The sequence below is a fragment of the Denitromonas iodatirespirans genome, from assembly GCF_018524365.1.
Lineage (GTDB): Bacteria > Pseudomonadota > Gammaproteobacteria > Burkholderiales > Rhodocyclaceae > Nitrogeniibacter > Nitrogeniibacter iodatirespirans.
This window is the reverse complement of the sequence record NZ_JAEKFT010000001.1, coordinates 37,220-55,510: the sequence shown is the minus strand read 5'-3', so window position 1 is coordinate 55,510 and position 18,291 is coordinate 37,220. Positions and strand designations below refer to the sequence as shown.

Annotated in this window: 24 protein-coding genes; 10 read left to right on the top strand and 14 right to left on the bottom strand. The window is 69.0% G+C overall.

The features are described 5' to 3' along the window. Nucleotides 1–32: 32 nt before the first annotated feature. The gene (eutC, locus tag I8J34_RS00275) at nt 33–839 is read right to left on the bottom strand and encodes an ethanolamine ammonia-lyase subunit EutC (protein WP_214359355.1); all 807 of its coding nucleotides are present in this window, start codon (nt 837–839) and stop codon (nt 33–35) included. After that, complete coding sequence (locus tag I8J34_RS00270; RefSeq protein ID WP_214359354.1) at nt 836–2,236, bottom strand: ethanolamine ammonia-lyase subunit EutB; 1,401 nt, start codon at nt 2,234–2,236, stop codon at nt 836–838. Before I8J34_RS00270 ends, eutC begins: the two co-directional genes overlap by 4 nt. 183 nt (nt 2,237–2,419) lie before the next feature. On the opposite strand from I8J34_RS00270, the gene I8J34_RS00265 reads away from it, so the two are divergent. From I8J34_RS00265 to I8J34_RS00250, 4 genes are all read left to right on the top strand, one after another. Further along, nucleotides 2,420–2,914 (top strand): DUF302 domain-containing protein, encoded by a 495-nt coding sequence (locus I8J34_RS00265; RefSeq protein WP_214359353.1) that lies wholly within the window; start codon nt 2,420–2,422, stop codon nt 2,912–2,914. Continuing rightward, on the top strand, nt 2,898–4,079 hold the full coding sequence (locus tag I8J34_RS00260) for a YeeE/YedE family protein (RefSeq protein ID WP_214359352.1): 1,182 nt from the start codon (nt 2,898–2,900) through the stop codon (nt 4,077–4,079). Before I8J34_RS00265 ends, I8J34_RS00260 begins: the two co-directional genes overlap by 17 nt. Continuing rightward, nucleotides 4,063–4,350 (top strand): putative signal transducing protein, encoded by a 288-nt coding sequence (locus tag I8J34_RS00255; protein ID WP_214359351.1) that lies wholly within the window; start codon nt 4,063–4,065, stop codon nt 4,348–4,350. Before I8J34_RS00260 ends, I8J34_RS00255 begins: the two co-directional genes overlap by 17 nt. Nucleotides 4,351–4,487: 137 nt before the next feature. Next, complete coding sequence (locus I8J34_RS00250) at nt 4,488–4,757, top strand: hypothetical protein (protein ID WP_214359350.1); 270 nt, start codon at nt 4,488–4,490, stop codon at nt 4,755–4,757. Nucleotides 4,758–4,774: 17 nt separating this feature from the next. Here I8J34_RS00250 and fliR read toward each other — a convergent pair whose 3' ends face one another. The 5 genes from fliR to I8J34_RS00225 form a co-directional block, all read right to left on the bottom strand. Continuing rightward, nucleotides 4,775–5,566, bottom strand: coding sequence for a flagellar biosynthetic protein FliR (fliR, locus tag I8J34_RS00245; protein ID WP_214359349.1), 792 nt, complete (start codon nt 5,564–5,566; stop codon nt 4,775–4,777). Nucleotides 5,567–5,568: 2 nt separating this feature from the next. Further along, complete coding sequence (gene fliQ, locus I8J34_RS00240; RefSeq protein WP_214359348.1) at nt 5,569–5,838, bottom strand: flagellar biosynthesis protein FliQ; 270 nt, start codon at nt 5,836–5,838, stop codon at nt 5,569–5,571. 28 nt (nt 5,839–5,866) lie between these two features. Further along, nucleotides 5,867–6,613, bottom strand: a complete 747-nt coding sequence (gene fliP / locus I8J34_RS00235) for a flagellar type III secretion system pore protein FliP (RefSeq protein ID WP_214359347.1) — start codon at nt 6,611–6,613, stop codon at nt 5,867–5,869. Continuing rightward, a complete protein-coding gene (gene fliO / locus I8J34_RS00230) occupies nt 6,610–7,059 on the bottom strand; it encodes a flagellar biosynthetic protein FliO (RefSeq protein WP_230411651.1) in 450 nt (149 codons plus the stop codon). Before fliO ends, fliP begins: the two co-directional genes overlap by 4 nt. Nucleotides 7,060–7,168: 109 nt before the next feature. Continuing rightward, nucleotides 7,169–7,723 carry a DUF1415 domain-containing protein gene (locus tag I8J34_RS00225; protein WP_230411650.1) on the bottom strand — a complete coding sequence of 185 codons (555 nt, stop codon included), beginning with the start codon at nt 7,721–7,723 and terminating at the stop codon, nt 7,169–7,171. A 370-nt stretch (nt 7,724–8,093) separates the two neighbouring features. Here I8J34_RS00225 and I8J34_RS00220 point away from each other — a divergent pair, with 370 nt between their 5' ends. Together I8J34_RS00220 and I8J34_RS00215 are read left to right on the top strand one after the other, a co-directional pair. Then, the gene (locus I8J34_RS00220; protein ID WP_214359346.1) at nt 8,094–8,621 is read left to right on the top strand and encodes a phasin family protein; all 528 of its coding nucleotides are present in this window, start codon (nt 8,094–8,096) and stop codon (nt 8,619–8,621) included. 164 nt (nt 8,622–8,785) lie between these two features. Then, on the top strand, nt 8,786–9,295 hold the full coding sequence (locus I8J34_RS00215; RefSeq protein ID WP_214359345.1) for a hypothetical protein: 510 nt from the start codon (nt 8,786–8,788) through the stop codon (nt 9,293–9,295). Between the two features lie 48 nt (nt 9,296–9,343). Here I8J34_RS00215 and I8J34_RS00210 read toward each other — a convergent pair whose 3' ends face one another. Beyond that, nucleotides 9,344–10,669, bottom strand: a complete 1,326-nt coding sequence (locus I8J34_RS00210) for a mechanosensitive ion channel family protein (RefSeq protein WP_214359344.1) — start codon at nt 10,667–10,669, stop codon at nt 9,344–9,346. 225 nt (nt 10,670–10,894) lie between these two features. On the opposite strand from I8J34_RS00210, the gene I8J34_RS00205 reads away from it, so the two are divergent. From I8J34_RS00205 to I8J34_RS00195, 3 genes are all read left to right on the top strand, one after another. Next, nucleotides 10,895–11,614, top strand: a complete 720-nt coding sequence (locus I8J34_RS00205) for a hypothetical protein (protein ID WP_214359343.1) — start codon at nt 10,895–10,897, stop codon at nt 11,612–11,614. Further along, entirely contained in the window at nt 11,611–12,591 is a 981-nt protein-coding gene (locus tag I8J34_RS00200) for a DUF6976 family protein (RefSeq protein ID WP_214359342.1), read from the top strand. The genes I8J34_RS00205 and I8J34_RS00200 overlap by 4 nt, the downstream gene beginning before the upstream one ends. A gap of 95 nt (nt 12,592–12,686) precedes the next feature. Next, nucleotides 12,687–13,115, top strand: a complete 429-nt coding sequence (locus tag I8J34_RS00195) for a GFA family protein (protein ID WP_214359341.1) — start codon at nt 12,687–12,689, stop codon at nt 13,113–13,115. A 25-nt stretch (nt 13,116–13,140) separates the two neighbouring features. On the opposite strand, the gene I8J34_RS00190 is transcribed toward I8J34_RS00195, so the two are convergent. From I8J34_RS00190 to I8J34_RS00170, 5 genes are read right to left on the bottom strand one after another with little or no spacing between them, the layout of a single operon-like run. Beyond that, nucleotides 13,141–14,967 carry a gamma-glutamyltransferase family protein gene (locus I8J34_RS00190; protein ID WP_214359340.1) on the bottom strand — a complete coding sequence of 609 codons (1,827 nt, stop codon included), beginning with the start codon at nt 14,965–14,967 and terminating at the stop codon, nt 13,141–13,143. Nucleotides 14,968–15,003: 36 nt separating this feature from the next. Beyond that, nucleotides 15,004–15,807, bottom strand: a complete 804-nt coding sequence (locus I8J34_RS00185; RefSeq protein WP_214359339.1) for an ABC transporter permease — start codon at nt 15,805–15,807, stop codon at nt 15,004–15,006. Next, on the bottom strand, nt 15,798–16,436 hold the full coding sequence (locus I8J34_RS00180) for an ABC transporter ATP-binding protein (protein ID WP_230411649.1): 639 nt from the start codon (nt 16,434–16,436) through the stop codon (nt 15,798–15,800). Before I8J34_RS00180 ends, I8J34_RS00185 begins: the two co-directional genes overlap by 10 nt. Then, on the bottom strand, nt 16,433–16,858 hold the full coding sequence (locus tag I8J34_RS00175) for an antibiotic biosynthesis monooxygenase family protein (protein WP_214359338.1): 426 nt from the start codon (nt 16,856–16,858) through the stop codon (nt 16,433–16,435). Before I8J34_RS00175 ends, I8J34_RS00180 begins: the two co-directional genes overlap by 4 nt. A 2-nt stretch (nt 16,859–16,860) precedes the next feature. After that, nucleotides 16,861–17,196, bottom strand: coding sequence for an NIPSNAP family protein (locus I8J34_RS00170; protein ID WP_230411648.1), 336 nt, complete (start codon nt 17,194–17,196; stop codon nt 16,861–16,863). A gap of 75 nt (nt 17,197–17,271) precedes the next feature. On the opposite strand from I8J34_RS00170, the gene I8J34_RS00165 reads away from it, so the two are divergent. After that, nucleotides 17,272–17,955, top strand: coding sequence for an ArsR/SmtB family transcription factor (locus I8J34_RS00165; protein ID WP_214359336.1), 684 nt, complete (start codon nt 17,272–17,274; stop codon nt 17,953–17,955). Here I8J34_RS00165 and I8J34_RS00160 read toward each other — a convergent pair whose 3' ends face one another. Continuing rightward, nucleotides 17,956–18,198 (bottom strand): hypothetical protein, encoded by a 243-nt coding sequence (locus I8J34_RS00160; RefSeq protein WP_214359335.1) that lies wholly within the window; start codon nt 18,196–18,198, stop codon nt 17,956–17,958. Nucleotides 18,199–18,291: the final 93 nt, after the last annotated feature.

Sequence of the window (18,291 nt, the reverse complement as noted above, 5' to 3'; positions counted from 1 at the left end):
GGCGCGGGCTCCGTATCTGCCCGCGGCGGTGCTCAGTCGTCGGTCAGAAAACTGCCGCGCGACACGATGCGCTGCGCGGTCGCGGTCTCGTCCTTGAGGCGCACGCCCGAGATCCGGCGGCGCATCGCCTCGCGCAGCAGGTACATCAGCGTGTGGGTGGCCGCGTCATACGACAGCCCGGCCGTGCGGATGTTGGAGATGCAGTTGCGCTCGGCGTCGGTGCTGCCTCTGCGGGGGGCGTAGGTGACATACACGCCCAGACTGTCGGGCGAGCTCAGGCCGGGGCGCTCGCCGATCAGCACTGCCACCATGCGGGCGCCGAGCGCCACGGCAACCGGATCGCCGACGGCGACCCGGCCCTGCTCGACGATGGCGATCGGCGCCAGCGACCAGCCGGTGTCGGCCAGCGCCGGGATCAGCGTGTGCAGCAAGGCCACCGCATGGTGATGGACGGCCGTCGCCGACAGGCCGTCGGCGATGACGATGGCGAGATCGACGCCGGCCGCCGGATCGGGACGGCGGGCCGACAGCGCCTGTGCCGACGCCGCGTCCAGTACGCGGCCCAGGTCCGGCCGCTGCAGGTATTCGCGGCGATCTCGCGCGGCGCTGTGCAGGCGGATGGCCGGATAGCCGAGTGCGGCGAGGCCTTGCGCCACGGCGTCGACATCGAGCGGCAGATGCACCGCGTCGCGCGCCTGGGCATGGGCGAGCTGAAAGGCCAGGTGCGGGTGGGTCGGCAGGCTGACGCCGCTGCGCCCCAGGGCGATGCGCGCATCGGTGAAGCGGCGCAGGGTGCCCCATGGATCTTCGGTGACGAGGGCAGGTGTCTTGCGGCTCATGCGTCTGTCTCCCGGGGTAGTTGGGCGAGCGCGCGGCGGAAGGCGTCCGGCACGGCATTGCCGTTGCCCTGCTGGCCGGCCTCGAAGATGCCCATGCGCGCCAGCCACGTTTCGAACTCGGGCGCCGGGCGCAGGCCCAGCACGCGGCGCAGGTAGAGGGCGTCGTGGAAGGAGGTTGTCTGGTAGTTGAGCATGATGTCGTCGGAGCCGGGGATGCCCATGATGTAGTGGCACCCGGCGGTGCCGAGCAGGGTGAGCAACACGTCCATGTCGTTCTGGTCGGCCTCGGCATGGTTGGTGTAACACACGTCGCAACCCATCGGCAGGCCCAGCAACTTGCCGCAGAAATGGTCCTCCAGTCCGGCGCGGATGATCTGCCGCCCGTCGAACAGGTATTCCGGCCCGATGAAGCCGACCACGGTATTGACCAGCAGCGGCCGGTAGCGGCGGGCCACCGCATAGGCGCGCGTTTCGCAGGTCTGCTGGTCGACGCCATGGTTGGCGTTGGCCGACAGCGCGCTGCCCTGGCCGGTTTCGAAGTACATCAGGTTGTCACCGAGGGTGCCGCGACCGAGCGCCAGGGCCGCGGCATGGGCCTCGTCGAGCAGCGCCAGATCGATGCCGAAGCTGCGGTTGGCGGCCTCGGTGCCGGCGATCGACTGGAACACCAGGTCCACCGGTGCGCCGCGCCGGATCGCCTCCAGGTGGGTGGTCACATGGGTGAGCACGCAGGACTGGGTGGGGATCGCATAGCGCTCGATGATCCGGTCGAGCATCTCCATCAGCGCCATTACCGCGCTGATGTTGTCGCTGGCTGGGTTGATGCCGATCACCGCATCGCCGCTGCCGTAGAGCAAGCCGTCGAGCACGCTGGCGGCGATGCCGGTGGGGTCGTCGGTCGGGTGGTTGGGCTGCAGGCGCGTCGCGAGCCGGCCGTCGAGGCCGAGCGTGCTGCGAAAGCGGGTCACCACCCGGCACTTCTTCGCCACCAGGATCAGGTCCTGGATGCGCATGATTTTCGACACGGCGGCCACCATTTCGGGCGTGAGGCCGGGCGCCAGGGCCGCCAGCTCCGCCGCGCCGGCCGGGTCGGACAGCAGCCAGTCGCGAAAGTCACCGACCGTCAGGTGCGCCACCGGCGCGAAGGCGTCGGCGTCGTGCCCGTCGATGATCAGGCGCGTGATCTCGTCGTCTTCGTAGGGGATCAGCGCTTCGGTCAGGAAGCGCTTGAGCGGCACCTCGGCCAGCGCCATCTGCGCGGCGACGCGCGCCTCGTCGGTGTCGGCGGCCAAACCGGCCACCACATCGCCGGCGCGCGCTGGCGTGGCCTGGGCCATGAGTTGGCGGAGCGAGTCGAAGCGGTAGGTGGTGCTGCCGATCGTCTGGGTGTAGGCCATCGTCCGTGGGTCTCCCGCAGGGCGCCGGGGGCGGCATCCTGCCAGCCCCGGGCCCGTGCCTTTCATTGTAGATACTGGCTGGCGCATCGTGCGCCAGCGATCCGCCCGGGCGGTGTAAGTCCCTTGCCCGGCCGGCGGTCTACCGGCAGAGGCGCCTGTTGCGTCGATGCGGAGATCCTGTCCATGAAGCTTTTCATTCGTTCCGCCGGCCTGCGCCGGTTGTCGCTGGCCGCTGCGGCGCTGACCCTCAGCCTCGGTCTGCTGGCCACGGCGGCATCGGCCGCCCCGCCAGCGGTGACCACCGTCGCCAGCGCCCATGATTTCGACACCCTGGTGAGCCGTCTCGAAGCGGCCATAGCCCGGCACCAGATGGGGCTGGTGGCCCAGGCCAGCGCCAGCCATGGCGCGGCGGCGCGCGGGGTGAAGATCCCCGGCAACGCGGTGCTGATGGTGTTTCGCAACGACTACGCGATGCGCATGCTGGCCGCCAGCGTGCCGGCTGGCATCGAGGCGCCACTGCGCCTGTACGTGACCGAGCGGCCAGACGGCAGTGCGCAGATCAGCTATCCGCCACCGAGCACCGTGTTCGCCCCCTATGGCAATGCCGAGCTGGACGCCATGGCGCGCGAGCTCGACCCGGTGTTCGCGCAGATCGTGGCCGATGCCGTCGCCCCATGAGCGCCCCCGGGTGCAGTGGCCGGTGGCGGCCATCGCGCTGCTCGCCCTGGTTGCGCTGGCGGCGGGTCTGCCGGCACGCATGGCGGCGCTGCTCGGCATCGGCGCACTGCTCGGGCTGACGCTGTTCCATGCCGCCTTCGGCTTTGCCTCGGCCTATCGGGTGGCCATCCTGCGTCGCGACACGGCGGGCGTGCGTGCGCAGCTGGGCATGATCGCGCTGGCGAGCGTGCTGTTCGCGCCGGCGCTGGCCGATGGCGCGTTGTTCGGCCAGGCAGTGGGCGGCGCGGTGGCACCGGTCGGCGTGCAGGTGGCGGTGGGCGCCTTCCTGTTCGGCATCGGCATGCAGTTGGGCGGCGGTTGCGGCTCGGGCACCTTGTATACCGTTGGCGGCGGCAACCGGCGTATGGCGATCACCCTGGTGGCCTTCATCGCCGGTTCGTTCTGGGCCAGCCTGCACATGGGCGACTGGCAGCGTCTGCCGAGCGGGCCGGCGGTGTCGCTCGGCCATGCGCTGGGCTGGTGGCCAGCGGAGGTGTTGCAACTGGCGGTGCTTGGCGGCGTGGCCTGGTGGCTCAAGCGGGTGGATGTGGCGCCGGCCGCGGCGCGGCGCCATCGGGTGTGGCAGGGGCCGTGGCCGCTGGCGGCCGGCGCGGTGCTGCTGGCGCTGCTCAATGTCGCCACACTGGCGCTGGCCGGGCATCCGTGGACCATCACCTGGGCCTTTACCCTGTGGGGCGCCAAGCTGGCCAGCGCGGCAGGCTGGGAGGCGGCCACCGCGCCGTTCTGGCAGGGTGGCTTCCAGCAGGCGGCGCTGGCGGGCAGTGTGTTCGAAGACACCACCTCGGTGATGGACATCGGCTTGCTGCTGGGGGCCATGCTGGCGGCGGCCCTGGCCGGGCGCTATGCCGCCCGCCGGCCGATGCCCTGGCGCACGGTAGTGGCGGCGGCGGTCGGCGGCGGGTTGATGGGCTACGGCGCGCGCATCGCCTTTGGCTGCAACATCGGCGCCTTTGTCGCGGGCGTGGCCTCGACCAGCCTGCATGGCTGGCTGTGGATTGTCTGCGCGATTCCGGGCACCCTGTGGGGTATCCGTTTGCGGCCGTTGTTCGGGCTGGCGAACGAGTCCACCAACCGACAGGAGGGCGAGGATGAGGGACGACGGTGACTGGCTGATGGCGGCGCGCTGCCTCGACGCGACCGAAGCGCATCTGCTGCGAGCCTGTCTGGAGGCGGCCGGTGTCGAGGCGATCGTGGCCGACGCCCATCTGGTGCAGACCCATTCGCTGATCGCGGTGGCGGTCGGCGGTGCACGGGTGCTGGTGCCGGCGGATCAGCTTGAGCGCGCCAAGGCGGTGCTGGTGGCCTTTCATCGCGGCGACTTTGCGCTCGACGACGATGCCGATGTCGGCGAGGCGCCCGAGGCGGCGGACGACTGAGCGCGGCTCGCGCCGGTGATGGCTGGAGCGACGATCTGCGCCACGCCGTAGGAGCATGTCATTCGGGCCATCATCATGGCCAGCCGCGGGTCGGTGGGTTCGGCTATGCTGATTCCATTTTTCGACGGTGGGCGCCGATGGATGCTGGCGATGTGTTTGAGCTGCCCCGAACGCTCCTGGTGGGGGTGTTGCGGGCGCTGTGGTGGCTGGGCTGGGAGTTCATGATCGAAACCGTGGGATGGTCGATCGGGTGGTGCGCCCTGCGGGTGCTCACTGTCGGCCGGTTTCCGCGGGAGCGGCTGTCGGGCCAGGACGATGCCAGCGGGCCGGTTCAGTGCCTGGTCGAGTCGGTCGGCCTGTTGTGTCTGGCCGCACTCCTGTGGCGCCTGACGGGCGAGTGGCCTTAGCCGCAGGCGTGCGCGCCTCAGGGCGCTCCGCTCAGGGCTTGCACCACCACCGCGATCGCTTCGAAGCCCTCGTCATAGAAATGCGTCATGACCGGGCCGAAGGCATCGAGGCTGAGCAACAGCACGACGAAGCCGGCCGTCATGGTGATCGGGAAGCCGACGGCGAACAGGTTGATCTGCGGCGAGGCGCGTGTCAGCACGCCCATGGCGATGTTGGTGATGAGCAGCGCGGCGACCAGCGGCAGGGCCAGCAGCAGGCCGGCGGCGAAGAGCAGGGCGCCGGTGGCGGCCGCTTCGCGCCAGCCGATGGCGAAGACCGGCTCGGGGCGGATCGGCAGCCATTCGAAGCTGCGCACCACCACGTCGATCATCAGCAGATGGCCGTTGAGGGCGAGAAACAACAGCGAGGCGAGCAGGCCGATGAACTCGGCGAGCACGCCGGTCTGGCCGCCCGACTGCGGGTCGAAGAAGGTGGCGAAGGACAGGCCCATCTGCAGGCCGATCAGCTCGCCGGCGACGTCGACCGCGGCGAACACCAGGCGCATGACGAAGCCGATGACCACGCCGATCAGGATCTGCTGCACGAAAATCGTGAGCCCCAGGCCGGAGCCGGGGTCGATCGCCGGCAGCGGCGGCAGGGCAGGCACGATGGCCATCGCGGCGACCAGGCCGACGGCCAGGCGGATGCGCACCGGCACGGCGCCGTTGCTGAACAGCGGGGCGGCGGAGATCATGCCGAGGATGCGCGCGAGCGGCAGCATCAGCCCGGCGATCCAGGCGTTGAGCTCGGCGCTGGTGACGTCGATCATCGCTAGCCGATGATGGTGGGAATCGACTCGAACATGCGGATCATGAAGTCGGTCAGCAGCGTGATCATCCACGGGCCGGCCAGGATCAGCGTGACGAAGATGGCGATCACCTTGGGCACGAAGGAGAGCGTCATCTCGTTGATCTGGGTGGCGGCCTGGAAGATGCTGATCAGCAGGCCGGTGACCAGCGCGGCGATGAACAGCGGCGCAGCCACCAACAGGGTGACTTCGACGGCCTGACGGCCGATGTCGATGACGGTGGCGGGGGTCATGAGCGTGCTCCGGGGGCTTGGGGGGCGGTCATTGCACGAAGCTCTGCACGAGCGAGCCGATCAGCAGCGTCCAGCCGTCGACCAGCACGAAGAGCATGATCTTGAACGGCAGCGAGACGATCACCGGCGACATCATCATCATGCCCATCGACATCAGCACCGAGGCGACCACCATGTCGATGATGAGGAAGGGGATGAACACCACGAAGCCGATCTGGAAGGCGGTTTTCAGCTCCGAGGTGACGAAGGCTGGCACCAGCACCTTCATCGGCAGATCGGCGGCCGAGTCGACCTTAGGGGTGTCGGCCATCTGCGAGAACAGGTTCAGATCGGGTTCGCGCACCTGGCGCAGCATGAAGTCCTTGACCGGTTCGGCGGCGCGGTTGGCCGCTTCGTCGAGCTCGATGGTGCCGGCGGTGAGTGGCAGGTAGGCGTCGGTGTACACCTTCTCGATCACCGGCGACATGATGAAAAAGCTGAGGAACAGCGCCAGGCCGACCAGGATCTGGTTGGGCGGCGAGGTCTGCGTGCCCAGCGCATGGCGCAGCAGCGAGAAGACGATGATGATGCGCGTGAAGCTGGTCATCATCAGCACCACCGCCGGCAGGAAGGTCAGCGAGGTGAGCAGGACCAGCGTCTGCACGCTGAGGCTGTAGGTGGTGCCGCCACCGGCCGTGGGGGTGCCTGTGATGGCCGGCACGGCCTGGGCCAGGGCGAGGCCGGGCAGCAGGCTCAGTGCCAGGGTGGCGAGAAGGCGGAGGGCGCGCGCGCTCATGGTTTGCGTGCCTCGATCAGCGTCTTGAGTTTGGCGGCAAAGCCGGTTGCGTTGGCGGCCTCGGCTGGGGCTGCGGCGAGGGCGAGCGCGTCCGGATCGACGCTGTGCAGCATGCTCACCCGGCCGGGCGCGACACCCAGCACCAGCACGGTGTCGGCCACTTCGACCAGCACCACCCGCTCGCGCGGGCCGACCGGCGCGGCGCCGAGCACCTTGAGTCCGCGCGCGCCGCCGCGCGGTGCGCCGAGGCGTTTGAGCAGCCACAGGCACACCAGCAGCACGGCCACGACGACGATCAGCCCGAAGGCCATCTGACCCAGGCTGCCGGCCAGCGAGGCGCTGCCGGCGGTTGTCGCGGCGGACGAGGGGGTGGGCGTGGCGGGGGCGTCCGCCGCCTGGCAGGCCAGCGGCAGGGACAGCACCATCCACATCAGGGGTCGCAACATCGGGTGCCTCGGGGCGGTTCAGGAACACGCTGGCAGAGTAGCCCGGTGCGGGGCAAGGCAAGGGCGGGATAAGGCGGCAAAAATTGCCGCTATTCCCGTGGCGCCGCGTCTATTTGGACGGAGGGTCGAAGCAGGCGTCGAGCAGGGCCTGCATTTTCTCCGCGCCGAGCGCCTCGACCCGGGCGATGTTGCGCTCGGGGATCTGGTCCGGGTCGGGGTAGTGGGCGACGGCCCGCGCCAGGCTCGCTTCGCGGATCAGGTGCAGCAGCGGGTAGGGCGAGCGGTTGGTGGTGTTCTCCACATCGTCCGGCTCGGTGCCGCCGAACTGGTAGTCGGGGTGGAAGCTGGCGATCTGGAAGGTGCCGCGATAGCCCAGCTGGGCCACCACCCGGTCGGCGTGGTTGAGAAACTGGTTGTAGTCGAAGAAGTCCTGCAGCACGTGCGGGTGGATCAGCAGCGTGGTCTCGATGGTCTCGTCTTCGGCCAGCAAGGCCAGCTCGGCTTCGAGGTCCATCTGCAATTGTTCGTCGGTGGTCGCTTCCGAGACATAGAAGCGCACCCGCTCGTGCGCCAGTTCGCGCTTGGCGAAGGGGCACAGGTTGAGGCCGATGACCAGGGTCTCGAGCCAGCGACGGACCGGTGCGATGTAGTGTTGATGCTCCAAGACGGTGTCCTTTGTCGGTGCGGGGGCGCGCAGCTTACCTAAAAACACCCGCGCCGGTGCGTGTCGAGGCGGCAGGCGGTGGCGCTTTCACTAGGATGTCATCCAGGGCTGGACAATGGTAGATGCTGCGAGCGCAAGGGCTGGCTGCTGACGAGCAGGGTAGCGAAAACCGCGGTGCTGTGCCCGATCGGTTGCCGGGCGGCGCCCTGGCCGTGCCAGCAGAGCGCGTTAATTGTGCAGTGCACAAAATTCCTTGACATCACGAACAAAACCCCTATACTTCGAACCATGCTGCACCGCAACATAACATGTGCCCGAGACGGCACCTTGCGGGCAGGTTTTTTGAATCATCACATCGAGGAAGATCACCATGAACAAATTCGCTACCCCCGAGCAACTCGCCGACGTCAGCAAAGCCAGTCTTGAGGCCCTGCTGTCGCAAGCCACCACCGCCTTTTCCCGTGCCGAGCGCCTGGCCGCGCTGAACCTGAACACCAGCCGCACCATGCTGGAAGACGGCGCCGCCAACACCAAGGCCATCCTGGCTGCCAAGGACCCGCAAGAGCTGGTCAAGCTGCAGGCCGAACTGGCCAAGCCGATGGTCGACAAGGCCGTGGCCTATGCACGCAGCGTGTATGAAATCGCCACCGAAGGTCAGAACGATCTGACCAAGGTTTTCGAGTCGCAGATCGCCGACATGAACAAGGCCTTCAGCACCGCGCTCGAGCAGGCCGAGAAGTCCGCACCGGCCGGCTCCGAGGCCCTTTTCGCTGCTGCCAAGACGTCGATGGCCGCTGCCAGCACCGCGTACGACACCATGAGCAAGGCCGCCAAGCAGGCGACCGAGATGGCCGAAGCCAACGTGGCTGCCGCCACCAAGGCCGTCCGCGGCAAGTAAGTTTGCCGGGTCCGGGTCCGTCCCGGATCGTAGTACCCAGAACATGCCGTCCGGCGAAAGCCGGGCGGCATGTTTGCGTTCATGTCGGCGCCGCGCCGTTGGCATGGCTTTGTAATACAGGCCGGCTAAGGTCCGGGATACCCCATTTCCAGCGGAGACGCTTCATGATTGCCCAACACCTGATCCGTGCGCACCATGCCGAATCGCTCGACCACTTCCATCACGCCGGCCAGCTGGCGGTCGATACCCTGGAACGGCTGACCGATTTGTCGCTGCGCCACCTGCGCGGCAGCACCGACACGCATGGCCAGCGCGCACAGGCCGTGGCCGAGGGCGAGCAGCTGACGCCGGTGGATGTCGATGCGGCGGTGTCGACCTTCGAAGCGTCGCTGCATGTGCTGACCGAGAGCTATGGGCGGTGGATCAAACTGCTCGAAGCCCAGATGCAGCTGATGCAACGCACCACCCATGCGTCGCTGGAAGACTTGCAGCGCTGGATGCCGAGTGGCACCGAGTTTGCCGTGGAGGCAGTCGGTCTGCTGGGTGACGCGGCCGAATCGGCCTCCGAACTGGCCGCGGATGCCAGCGTGGCGGTGGCCCGCTCCGCCGAGGCGTCGGTGAGCGCGCCGCGGGCCCCGGCCCGCCGTCGCACGGTTGCGGCCAAGGCCGGCTGACCGGTCGTTCGTGGGCCGGGCAGGGGCGTCTCCGGGGCGCCCCTGTGCTTACCCGTTCAGCGTGTCGGGGCGAGCGGGCGGCGTCTTGAGGTGCACGTCGCGCTGCGGGTAGGGGATGGTGATGCCGTTGGCCTTGAACAGGCGCCAGATCGCCAGATTCACCGCGGTGCGCACATTGCCGATACCGTTTTCCGGGTCGTTGATCCAGACGCGCAGCTCCAGCTCGATGCCGTTGTCGGCAAAGGCCAGCAGGCGTGCCGCGGGCTCGGGGATGGCGAGGATGCGCGGCGAGGCCTTGGCCGCCTCCATCAACAGCGCCAGGGCGTGCTCGGGATCGTCGTCATAGCTGATCTGCACCGGAATGCGCACCCGCGTGTTGGGGTCGGAATAGCTCCAGTTCACCACCTCGGAGGTGATCAGGTTCTCGTTCGGGATCAGGCGTTCGACGCCGTCGCGGTCGCGCACCACCACGTAGCGGGCGCGCAGCTCCTGCACCCAGCCGTACTTGGCGTCGTTGGTGCCGACCGAGATCACGTCGCCGGGTTTGATCGAGCGGTCCAGCACCAGGATGAAACCGCTGATGAAATTGCTGGTGATGCGCTGCAGGCCGAAACCGATGCCGACGCCGAGCGCGCCGCCGAACACGGTGAGGGTGGTCAGGTCGATGCCGACCGCGTCGATGGCCAGGAAGATGGCCAGCGCGATCAGGAAAAACTTGCTGAATTTGCCGAAGGCCACCTGCAGCGAAGGTGTCATGTGCGGCGAGGCGCGCATGCGTCGCTCGATCACGCCCGAGATCCAGAAGGCCATGGTCAGCAGCAGGGCGATCAGGCCGGTCAGCTTGATCGCCGACAGCACCGACACGCGCGAGCTGCCGATGGTGACAGCCAGTTCGTCGAGCGTGGTTTCGACCGCCGGCAGCCAGCCGACCAGGTGCAGGGCCACCATGGTCCAGATGCCGGTGACGATGATGTTCTCCCAGGCCTTGAGCAGCGGCGTGGCGCGAAAGCCCTTGCGTAGCACATAGACCAGCAGGCGAATGGTGGCCAGCGACAGCAACAGCGGAATGGTGATGTCGAGCAGGCCGGTCGGCTCGCCGAGGGCGCGCAACACGCCGCGCCCGAGCAGCACGCCGGCCAGCGCCGTGACCGGCCACATCAGGCGTTGCACGGCGCGCAGCGCGACATGGCGCAGCTCGTCCCGTCCGTAGCGATCGCTGCGTGCGCGCAAGGGCTGCTTGACGAAGCGCTGCAATAGCCAGGTGGCGATGGCGGTCAGGACCAGCACGCCGGCTTCGTAGGCCAGCGACCAGCTGGCCAATGCGGCCAAGCGTTCGGGCAGCCTCTCCAGCCAGGCCTGAATGTCCGGTCCCATCGTCTCTCCTGTTGCCGTGGCGGCGATGCGTCAGCTTATCGCAAGGCGCGGCTGCCGCGGCAACCGCCACGGGCGGAGTGTCCGCCGGGGGTGCTCCGTTTTGCAGCACCGGTCTTGTTTCGATGCACTTTTCATGGCCGGCGTTCCCATTCCATGCGGTTTTTGCCGTTGCACGATCCTTGCTGCATCCGTGATCCGAACGGCATCAAGCGACATGGAGACAGGATGAGCACCAATGAAGATCTGCTATGCCAAGCCCTCGAGATCGAGCCGCCCTGGCGCATCGTCCGCATGCGCAACGACCTCGGCCGGCGCCAACTCGACGTCTGGGTGGCGCGGCACACGCCGCGACGCGGCTGGTTTTTCGGCACGTCCGCCGCGGCGCCAGAGGCGCCGGAGCAGGTGTGGCGGCATGTCAACGTGGGCCAGGCACGCTGCCTGATCCATGCCTCGCCCACCGACGACATGATGCAGGCGCCGCTGCCGTGGGTCGGCGCCGACGAGCAGACCTTCACGCACGGGATGACGCGGCTGATCGCCGCCCACTTTCTGGCCGGCATCAAGTTCCAGAGCATCTGCGAGCTGCTCGACATCCCGGTGGCCGATCTGTGGAAGTTCAAGCACAACCTCGACAACGGCAAGGTCTCCCTGTCGGGCCGCGAGACGCTGATGGCCGATCGCCAGCCCTCAGCCTTCGGCGTGCCCGAGGCCGACCATCCGGTATGGGCCTCGCTGCTCGACGGCGCCATCGAGCTGGACATCCGCGTGCTCAGCCTCAAGCTGCTGCTGACCAAGCTGCGCGGGCAGATGCCCTTGATCAGCGATCCCGAGGTGCGCCAACTCAAGGCGCGCGAGCTGCAACACTACTTCGAGCGCTACGCGCCGCAACTGGCCCATGAGCTCGGGCAGATCCGCCCGGCAACGCTGTCTGGAGATTCCCTATGACGCCCAACGCAGGACTGATGTCGGTGGCCGCCGCGGCCGAACGGATCCTCGGCGGACAGGTGCTGAGCATCGCCGGCGACGAGGCCGCGCTGCGCCAGCTGCCGCCCGGCCAATGGATCGGCGGCACGATTCCCTATTTCATGGCCGCCGAAGGCGGCACGGTGAGCCGCGAGCAAGTGTTCGTGCAAGTGGTGAGCGACTACGCCGCGCCGCCCCGGCTGCGCTTCTACGATGCGGCCAGCCTGCCGCAGCTGTGCCGCAATGCGCCCGAGCATGGCTACAGCCTGCTCATCGTCCCGGCCTTCAGCACCTGCCACAGCGACTTCGCGCGCAACGCACCGAACTACGAAGACATGTACCTCAAGCCGCTGGCCGGCTGGGTGGCCGGCACCCACCTCGACGACGCCGGCCGGGCCCGCCCGCAGGTGGTGCACGGGCCGACCGGGCAGTTCTCGGCCGAGCACGCCGTGGTCATGGATGTCGAACTGCCGCCCGAGCGCTATGCGCAGATCGAGATCCTCAACGCTTTCCGCCCGGGCGAGGGGGCGGCCATCACCTTCGCGCAGACCGGCTTCGACGCCGGCGCCTGCCAGATCGACGGCTCGCCCGCCAATCTGGCCGACTACCTGCTCGACCAGGCCATCGACACCCGCCTGCCGCTGGTGGCCGACTATTGCGGCGCATGGGTGAACGTCAGCATCAAGGACATCGATGCGGCGGCCCGGCGGGTGGCGTTCTACGCGCCGGTGTTTCCCGGCCTCACCTACCGGGTCGCGGTGCCGGTCGACGGCAGTGGCGCCACCGATGCCGTCCCGTCGGCTGCCGACACCGTGCCCTTCGCCTGCAACTGCATCCTCAACTTTCTCTACGGCGCGCTGGAGGGCAAGCCCAGCGGGCCGCTCACCGGCCCGGTGACCTTCGGCGAGATCGGCTACCAACTGCTCAACCAGACCCAGGTCTATCTGCGCGTGCGCTGAGGGGCGCCGCGCGTCCGGCCGGTTTGCCGAATCCGGCCGGGGCGATAGACTCCATGCCATGCGACTTTCCTCAATCCAGCGCAAGGAGAAGAACCATGGCTGACAACGATCCGGCTAGCGGCGCCTGCCTGTGCGGCGCGGTGAGCCTGAGCGTCGCCCACCCCTCGGCAAGCGTCGGCGCCTGCCACTGCAGCATGTGCCGCAAGTGGGGCGGCGGGCCGCTGCTGGCGGTCGAGTGCGGCACGGCGGTGACGATCGCGGGCGAGGACAGCGTGTCGGTGTTCGACTCCTCGCCCTGGGCCCAGCGCGGCTTCTGCAAGCACTGCGGCACGCACCTGTTCTACCGGCTCAAGGGCAATGGCCAGTACCACCTGCCGGCCGGCCTCTTCGATACGGTGCCCGAGCTGCACTTCGACCAGCAGATCTTCATCGACGAGCAGCCCGCCTACTACCGCTTCGCCAACGACACCCGCAACATGACCGGGGCGGAGGTGTTTGCCCTGTACGCGCCGCCGGCCGACTGAGCTGACATCGCGGGCACGGCCCGTCCTACTCGCCCATCACCACCCCTTCGCGGCGCGGATCGGCGCCGCCGAGCAGGGTCGTGGCGCCGCCCTCGCGCTTGACCTGAATCGCCTGCAGGCCGCTGGTCATGTCGATCTCCTTGAGCGCATGGCCGCGTGCCTTGAGGCCGTCCATCGTGGCCGCATCGAAGCGCCCGGTTTCGAGCAGCACCGGCACCTTGCCGCCGATCGAGGCGAAGTTGGGCAGATCGATCGCCTGCTGCGGCGTCAGCCCGCGCTCGAGCACGCCATACAGCGTCTTGGCGGTGTAGTGGATGATCAGCGCGCCGCCCGGGCTGCCCGCGCTCATCACCAGTTGGCCCGTGGCCTTGTCGAAGACCAGCGTGGGCGCCATCGACGAGCGCGGCCGCTTGCCCGGCTCGACCCGGTTGGCGATCGGCGTGCCGTCGGCGGCGCGCGGCGCGAAGCTGAAGTCGGTCAGCTCGTTGTTGAGCAGAAAGCCCCGGACCATCTGGCGCGCGCCGAAGGCGTCTTCGATGGTGGTGGTCATGGCCACGGCGCGGCCGGCGGCGTCGACGATGCTGATGTGGCTGGTGCCGTATTCGGGCTGCGCGGGCATTGGCGCGTAGGCGGTCTTCTGCGGGCCCGGTGTGCCGGCCGGTGCGTCCGGCATGGCCATGGCGCCGATCAGGCGGGCGCGGGCGGCGAGGTAGGCGGGGTCGAGCAGGGTCGACCAGTCGCCGCCCGGCGCGGTGACGAAGTCCGGGTCGGCCAGGTATTGCGCGCGGTCGGCGAAAGCCAGGCGCGAGGCCTCGACATAGCGGTGCAGCCAGTCGACCGACAGCATCTCGTCGCTGCCGGGCGTGCCGGCCTCGAGCGTGGTGGTCGGGCTTCGGGTGGCGGCGAGGATGCCGAGGATCTGGCCCACCGTGGTGGCACCCGAGCTGGGCGGGGGGAAGCCGCAGATGCGGTAGTCGCGCCCGCGCGCCGCGTAATCGTGGCACAGCGGTGCGCGCATCTTCGGCCGGTAGCCGGCCAGGTCCGACAGCGCCAGCAGGCCGGGGTTGGTCGGATGCGCGCGTACCTTGTCGACGATGGCCTGCGCCACTTCGCCGGTCAGCAGCCCCTTGGCGCCGTCGCGGGCGATGCCGCGCAGCACGGCGGCCAGCGCCGGGTTCTTCAGCACATGGCCGACCGGCCAGGGCTGGCCGGCGGCGTCGAAGAAGTAGGTACGCGCGGTCGGATCGGCGGCGATGTACTTGTCCTTGGCGAGCATGGTGTTGAGCCGCGCGCTGACCTTGAAGCCCTGCTCGGCCAGTTGGATGGCCGGCTCGAACAGCGTCGCCCAGGGCAGCTTGCCATGCTGTCGATGCGCCATTTCGAGCATCGCCACCGTGCCCGGCGTGCCCACCGCGCGACCGCCCACCTTGGCGGCATCGAAGGCCAGCGGCTTGCCGTCGGGGTCGAGAAACAGCGCTTCGGTGGCGGCGGCCGGTGCGGTTTCGCGGCCGTCGAAGGCCTCGACCTGGCGGCCGTCGTAGTGCAGCAAAAAGGCGCCGCCGCCGAGGCCACTCGACTGCGGCTCGACCAGCGTCAGCACCATCTGCACCGCAATCGCCGCATCGATGGCCGAGCCGCCGGCCTTGAGGATCTGGTCGCCGGCGTCGGTGGCCAGGGGGTTGGCCGCGGCCACGGCATAGCGGTGATGCGTCCAGCCCGGCTTGGCGGTGTAGCCGGAGGCGGCTTCGGGCTGGTCGGGGCGGTGGTAGGTGAATGACGGCGTGCTGGTGCAGCCGGCCAGCAGGGCGGCGCCGAGCAGGCCGCCGAGCATCGTGTTGAGCGCGACACGCATGGCGGATCCTCCGCGATGATGAATGCCTACTATAGATCAGTGGCCGGGCTTGGCCAGCCGGTCCAGCCGCAGCCGCTCGCGTTCGTCGAACAGGCGACGGCTGGCGGCGAGCACCGCCACCAGCGTGCCGAAACCGGTGCCGACGGTGATCGTGAACATGATCAGAATCTGGTATTTCACCGCCAGCGACGGTGGCGCGCCGGCCAGGATCTGGCCGGTCATCATGCCCGGCAGGCTGACGATGCCGGCCGCCGCCATGCTGTTGATGATCGGGATCATGCCGCTGCGCATGGCGTCGCGACGCGCGTCGCCGACCGCCACCTGCCAGCGCTGGCCGAGCATCAGGCGGTTTTCGATGAGGGCGCGCTGGCGCCACACCGCATCGGTGAGCCGGTCGAGGCCGATGGCGATGCCGGTCATGGTGTTGCCGAGCATCATGCCCAGCAGCGGGATGGCGTATTGCGGGGTGTACCAGGGCTCAGGGCCGATGATCACGATCAGCGTGAGCACGGTGACGCTGAAGGCCGAGACGAACATCGACAGCGTGCCGATGCCGAAGGCCCAGCCGCCGGTGAGGCGGCGCTTTTGCCGGGCGATGACCTCGCGCCCGGCCATCAGCAGCATGACGCCCGCCATCAGCGCGATCCATGGTAGCGCTGCGACCGAGAACAGCGCTTCGAGCACCAGCCCGATCAGGCTCAGCTGCACCACCGTGCGCAGCGCGGCGACGAGCAGGGTCTGGCCGATGGCCAGCTTCGCCACCAGCGTACAGCCGGCCAGCGCCAGCACCAGCGCGGCGCCGAGCGCCAGTTGCCACCAGGCCAGGTCGATCAGCTGCATGGCACGTCCTCCAGGCGCTTGCCGGCGATGCGCAGATGTTGGTCGGCCACGCGGCGGATCTGCGCGGGGTCGTGCGCCACCCACAGCACCGGCCAGTGATGGCGTGCGATCAGATCGCCCAGCCAGGCTTCGACCCGGGCCGTGGCCTCGGCGTCGAGATTGGCCGTCGGCTCGTCGAGCAGCAGGGCGCGCGGCTGGTGGGCCACGGCGCGCAGCAGCGCGAGACGCTGCCGCTCGCCCGACGACAGCCGGCTCACCTGCCAGTCCATCGTCGCCGTGTCGAAGCCGAGCGTGTCGAGCCCATCGGGCGCACCGTCGGGGAAATGCTCGCCCACGGTGTCGGCCCACCATTGGCTGTCGGCCGGCACCATCATCACCGCCTGGCGCCAGCGGTGGCCGGGCACCGCGCCCTGGCGCATGTCGCCGAGCGCCACCGTGCCTTCATGTGGATCGAGATCGGCCAGCGCGCGCAGCAATCGGCTCTTGCCCGAGCCGGAGGGGCCGGAGAGGGCGAGGATGCGGCCGGGCGCGATGCAAAGATCGCCCGCCGACAGATCGCCGACGCGCAGCGCATCGGCGACCAGGGCGGCGGGTTCGTCGGCGGTGGCGGGGGTGGCTACAGGCTTCAATCCGGTGGCTCGGCGGGAGGTGGTGGCCTCATGATACCCGCCGCCGGGCACGCGGATCGGGGTTCGCCGAGCGCCGCGCCGTCATGCCATTGGCGCGAATCGTCCGGCGCGCCGGCTCGCTCGGCCAGGCCGTAGTCGCGCACCACCTGTGCCACGCGCAGGCGGTAGTCGGCAAAGACATGCTGCCGGCCGGCGGCCTGGGCCTGCCGGTGGGCCTCCAGCGTGCGCCAGCGCCGGATGGCTGCCTCGTCGCGCCAGAACGACAGCGACAGCAGCTTGCCGGGTTGGCTGAGGCTTTCGAAACGCTCGATCGAGATGAAGCCGTCGATGGCTGCCAGCGACGGGCGCAGCGCGGCGGCCAGGTCCAGATAGGTGGCGCGCTGGCCGTCGGCGGGTTCGACTTCGAAGATGACGGCGAACATGCTCAGGCCGCCATCTGCGGTGGCAGGCAGAAGGTGCCCGCCACCGTCGTGACGAAGCTGCGCGTCTCGCGCAGGATGAAGCGTTTCTCTTGCGCGAAGGCGAAGTTGGCGCGGCCGTCGGCATCGCTGCGCAGTCGCGCGCGGTAGCGTTCGTAGGCGGCCAGGCTGTCGAAGCCGATCAGCCCCCAGGCGATGTCATTGGTCCCTTCGTGGGGCAGAAAGTAGCCGAGCAGGTGGCCGCCGCAGCGCGGAATGATGCGGCCCCAGTTTTCCGCATAGGTCTGGAAGGCCTCGCGCTGGAAGGGGTCGATCCGGTAGCGGATGAAGCAGGTGATCATGGTCATGGCTCCGTCGAGAAGGTGAGCTCACGATAGCCCGTTGAAGTGGCGAGATGGTTCGATTACGATCGAACCATGAAAGACGGCCCCAACATCGCCCGCATCGCCGCGCTGATCGGCGACCCCGCCCGCGCCGACATCCTTACCGCCTTGATGGCCGACCGTGCGCTGACCGCCACCGAGCTGGCGGGCATCGCCGGCGTGACCAAGCAGACCGTCAGCGCGCATCTGGCCAAGCTGGTCGACGCGCGGCTGATCGCGGTCGAGGCGCAGGGCCGGCACCGTTACTTCCGCCTGGCCGGGCATGACGTGGCGCAGCTGCTCGAAGCCTTGATGGGCGTGGCGTTTCGCACTGGCGCCGTGCGCCTGCGCTCCAGCCCGCGCGAGCCGGCGCTGCGCAAGGCGCGGGTGTGCTACGACCATCTGGCCGGCGAGCTGGCGGTGGCGGCTTTCGAGGCGATGCTGATGCGCGGCTGGTTTCTCGCCCGCCCCGGCGAGTTGCGCCTGACCGATACCGGGCGGGCCGAGCTGGCGCGGCTGGGCATCGACGTGTTGGCGCTCGATGCCGGACGCCGCCCGGCCTGCCGCATGTGCCTGGACTGGGGCGAGCGCCGCCACCATCTGGCCGGCGCCGTCGGCGCGGCCGTGCTGCGCCATGTGCTCGACACGGGCTGGGCCCGGCGCCTGCCGGACAGCCGGGTGGTGGCCTTCAATCCCTGGGGCGAGAGGGCGTTTCGCGAAGAGTTTCTGCTGGCCTGATCAGCGCCGGCGCACGATCAGTTCCACGACCAGCCACACCACGCCGATGGCCACACCGAAGGCGCCGGCAATGGTGCCGAACATGGCGGTCAGCGCCAGCCCGGTGGGGGTGACGTCGGTCGGGCCGAACTGGTTGAACAGCCACAGCGGCGCGGCGGTGAGCGTGCCGAGCACCAGGCTGGTCAGCACGATCTTGATGCCGGTGCGGACATCGCTGCGGTAGAAGTTGAGGATCGGGGTCACGGCGCGCTTCCGGAGTGGGTGTGGAGTGACGATACCGGAGCGGCGATGGGCGGGGTTTGATCAAAGTCGAGAATTCTGCCCGGCGGCAGTGCG

What these genes read in the sequence shown, in the direction of transcription:
- I8J34_RS00215 (WP_214359345.1), top strand. Translation starts at nt 8,786, where the DNA reads ATGATTGCCCAACACCTGATCCGTGCGCACCATGCCGAATCGCTCGAC.
- I8J34_RS00185 (WP_214359339.1), bottom strand. Translation starts at nt 15,807, where the DNA reads ATGCAGCTGATCGACCTGGCCTGGTGGCAACTGGCGCTCGGCGCCGCG.
- I8J34_RS00255 (WP_214359351.1), top strand. Translation starts at nt 4,063, where the DNA reads ATGAGGGACGACGGTGACTGGCTGATGGCGGCGCGCTGCCTCGACGCG.
- I8J34_RS00260 (WP_214359352.1), top strand. Translation starts at nt 2,898, where the DNA reads ATGCCGTCGCCCCATGAGCGCCCCCGGGTGCAGTGGCCGGTGGCGGCC.
- I8J34_RS00200 (WP_214359342.1), top strand. Translation starts at nt 11,611, where the DNA reads ATGACGCCCAACGCAGGACTGATGTCGGTGGCCGCCGCGGCCGAACGG.
- fliQ (WP_214359348.1), bottom strand. Translation starts at nt 5,838, where the DNA reads ATGACCCCCGCCACCGTCATCGACATCGGCCGTCAGGCCGTCGAAGTC.
- fliP (WP_214359347.1), bottom strand. Translation starts at nt 6,613, where the DNA reads ATGAGCGCGCGCGCCCTCCGCCTTCTCGCCACCCTGGCACTGAGCCTG.
- I8J34_RS00250 (WP_214359350.1), top strand. Translation starts at nt 4,488, where the DNA reads ATGGATGCTGGCGATGTGTTTGAGCTGCCCCGAACGCTCCTGGTGGGG.
- I8J34_RS00190 (WP_214359340.1), bottom strand. Translation starts at nt 14,967, where the DNA reads ATGCGTGTCGCGCTCAACACGATGCTCGGCGGCCTGCTCGGCGCCGCC.
- I8J34_RS00205 (WP_214359343.1), top strand. Translation starts at nt 10,895, where the DNA reads ATGAGCACCAATGAAGATCTGCTATGCCAAGCCCTCGAGATCGAGCCG.
- I8J34_RS00175 (WP_214359338.1), bottom strand. Translation starts at nt 16,858, where the DNA reads ATGTTCGCCGTCATCTTCGAAGTCGAACCCGCCGACGGCCAGCGCGCC.
- I8J34_RS00270 (WP_214359354.1), bottom strand. Translation starts at nt 2,236, where the DNA reads ATGGCCTACACCCAGACGATCGGCAGCACCACCTACCGCTTCGACTCG.
- I8J34_RS00165 (WP_214359336.1), top strand. Translation starts at nt 17,272, where the DNA reads ATGAAAGACGGCCCCAACATCGCCCGCATCGCCGCGCTGATCGGCGAC.
- eutC (WP_214359355.1), bottom strand. Translation starts at nt 839, where the DNA reads ATGAGCCGCAAGACACCTGCCCTCGTCACCGAAGATCCATGGGGCACC.
- fliR (WP_214359349.1), bottom strand. Translation starts at nt 5,566, where the DNA reads ATGATCGACGTCACCAGCGCCGAGCTCAACGCCTGGATCGCCGGGCTG.
- I8J34_RS00265 (WP_214359353.1), top strand. Translation starts at nt 2,420, where the DNA reads ATGAAGCTTTTCATTCGTTCCGCCGGCCTGCGCCGGTTGTCGCTGGCC.
- I8J34_RS00210 (WP_214359344.1), bottom strand. Translation starts at nt 10,669, where the DNA reads ATGGGACCGGACATTCAGGCCTGGCTGGAGAGGCTGCCCGAACGCTTG.
- fliO (WP_230411651.1), bottom strand. Translation starts at nt 7,059, where the DNA reads ATGTTGCGACCCCTGATGTGGATGGTGCTGTCCCTGCCGCTGGCCTGC.
- I8J34_RS00170 (WP_230411648.1), bottom strand. Translation starts at nt 17,196, where the DNA reads ATGATCACCTGCTTCATCCGCTACCGGATCGACCCCTTCCAGCGCGAG.
- I8J34_RS00195 (WP_214359341.1), top strand. Translation starts at nt 12,687, where the DNA reads ATGGCTGACAACGATCCGGCTAGCGGCGCCTGCCTGTGCGGCGCGGTG.
- I8J34_RS00220 (WP_214359346.1), top strand. Translation starts at nt 8,094, where the DNA reads ATGAACAAATTCGCTACCCCCGAGCAACTCGCCGACGTCAGCAAAGCC.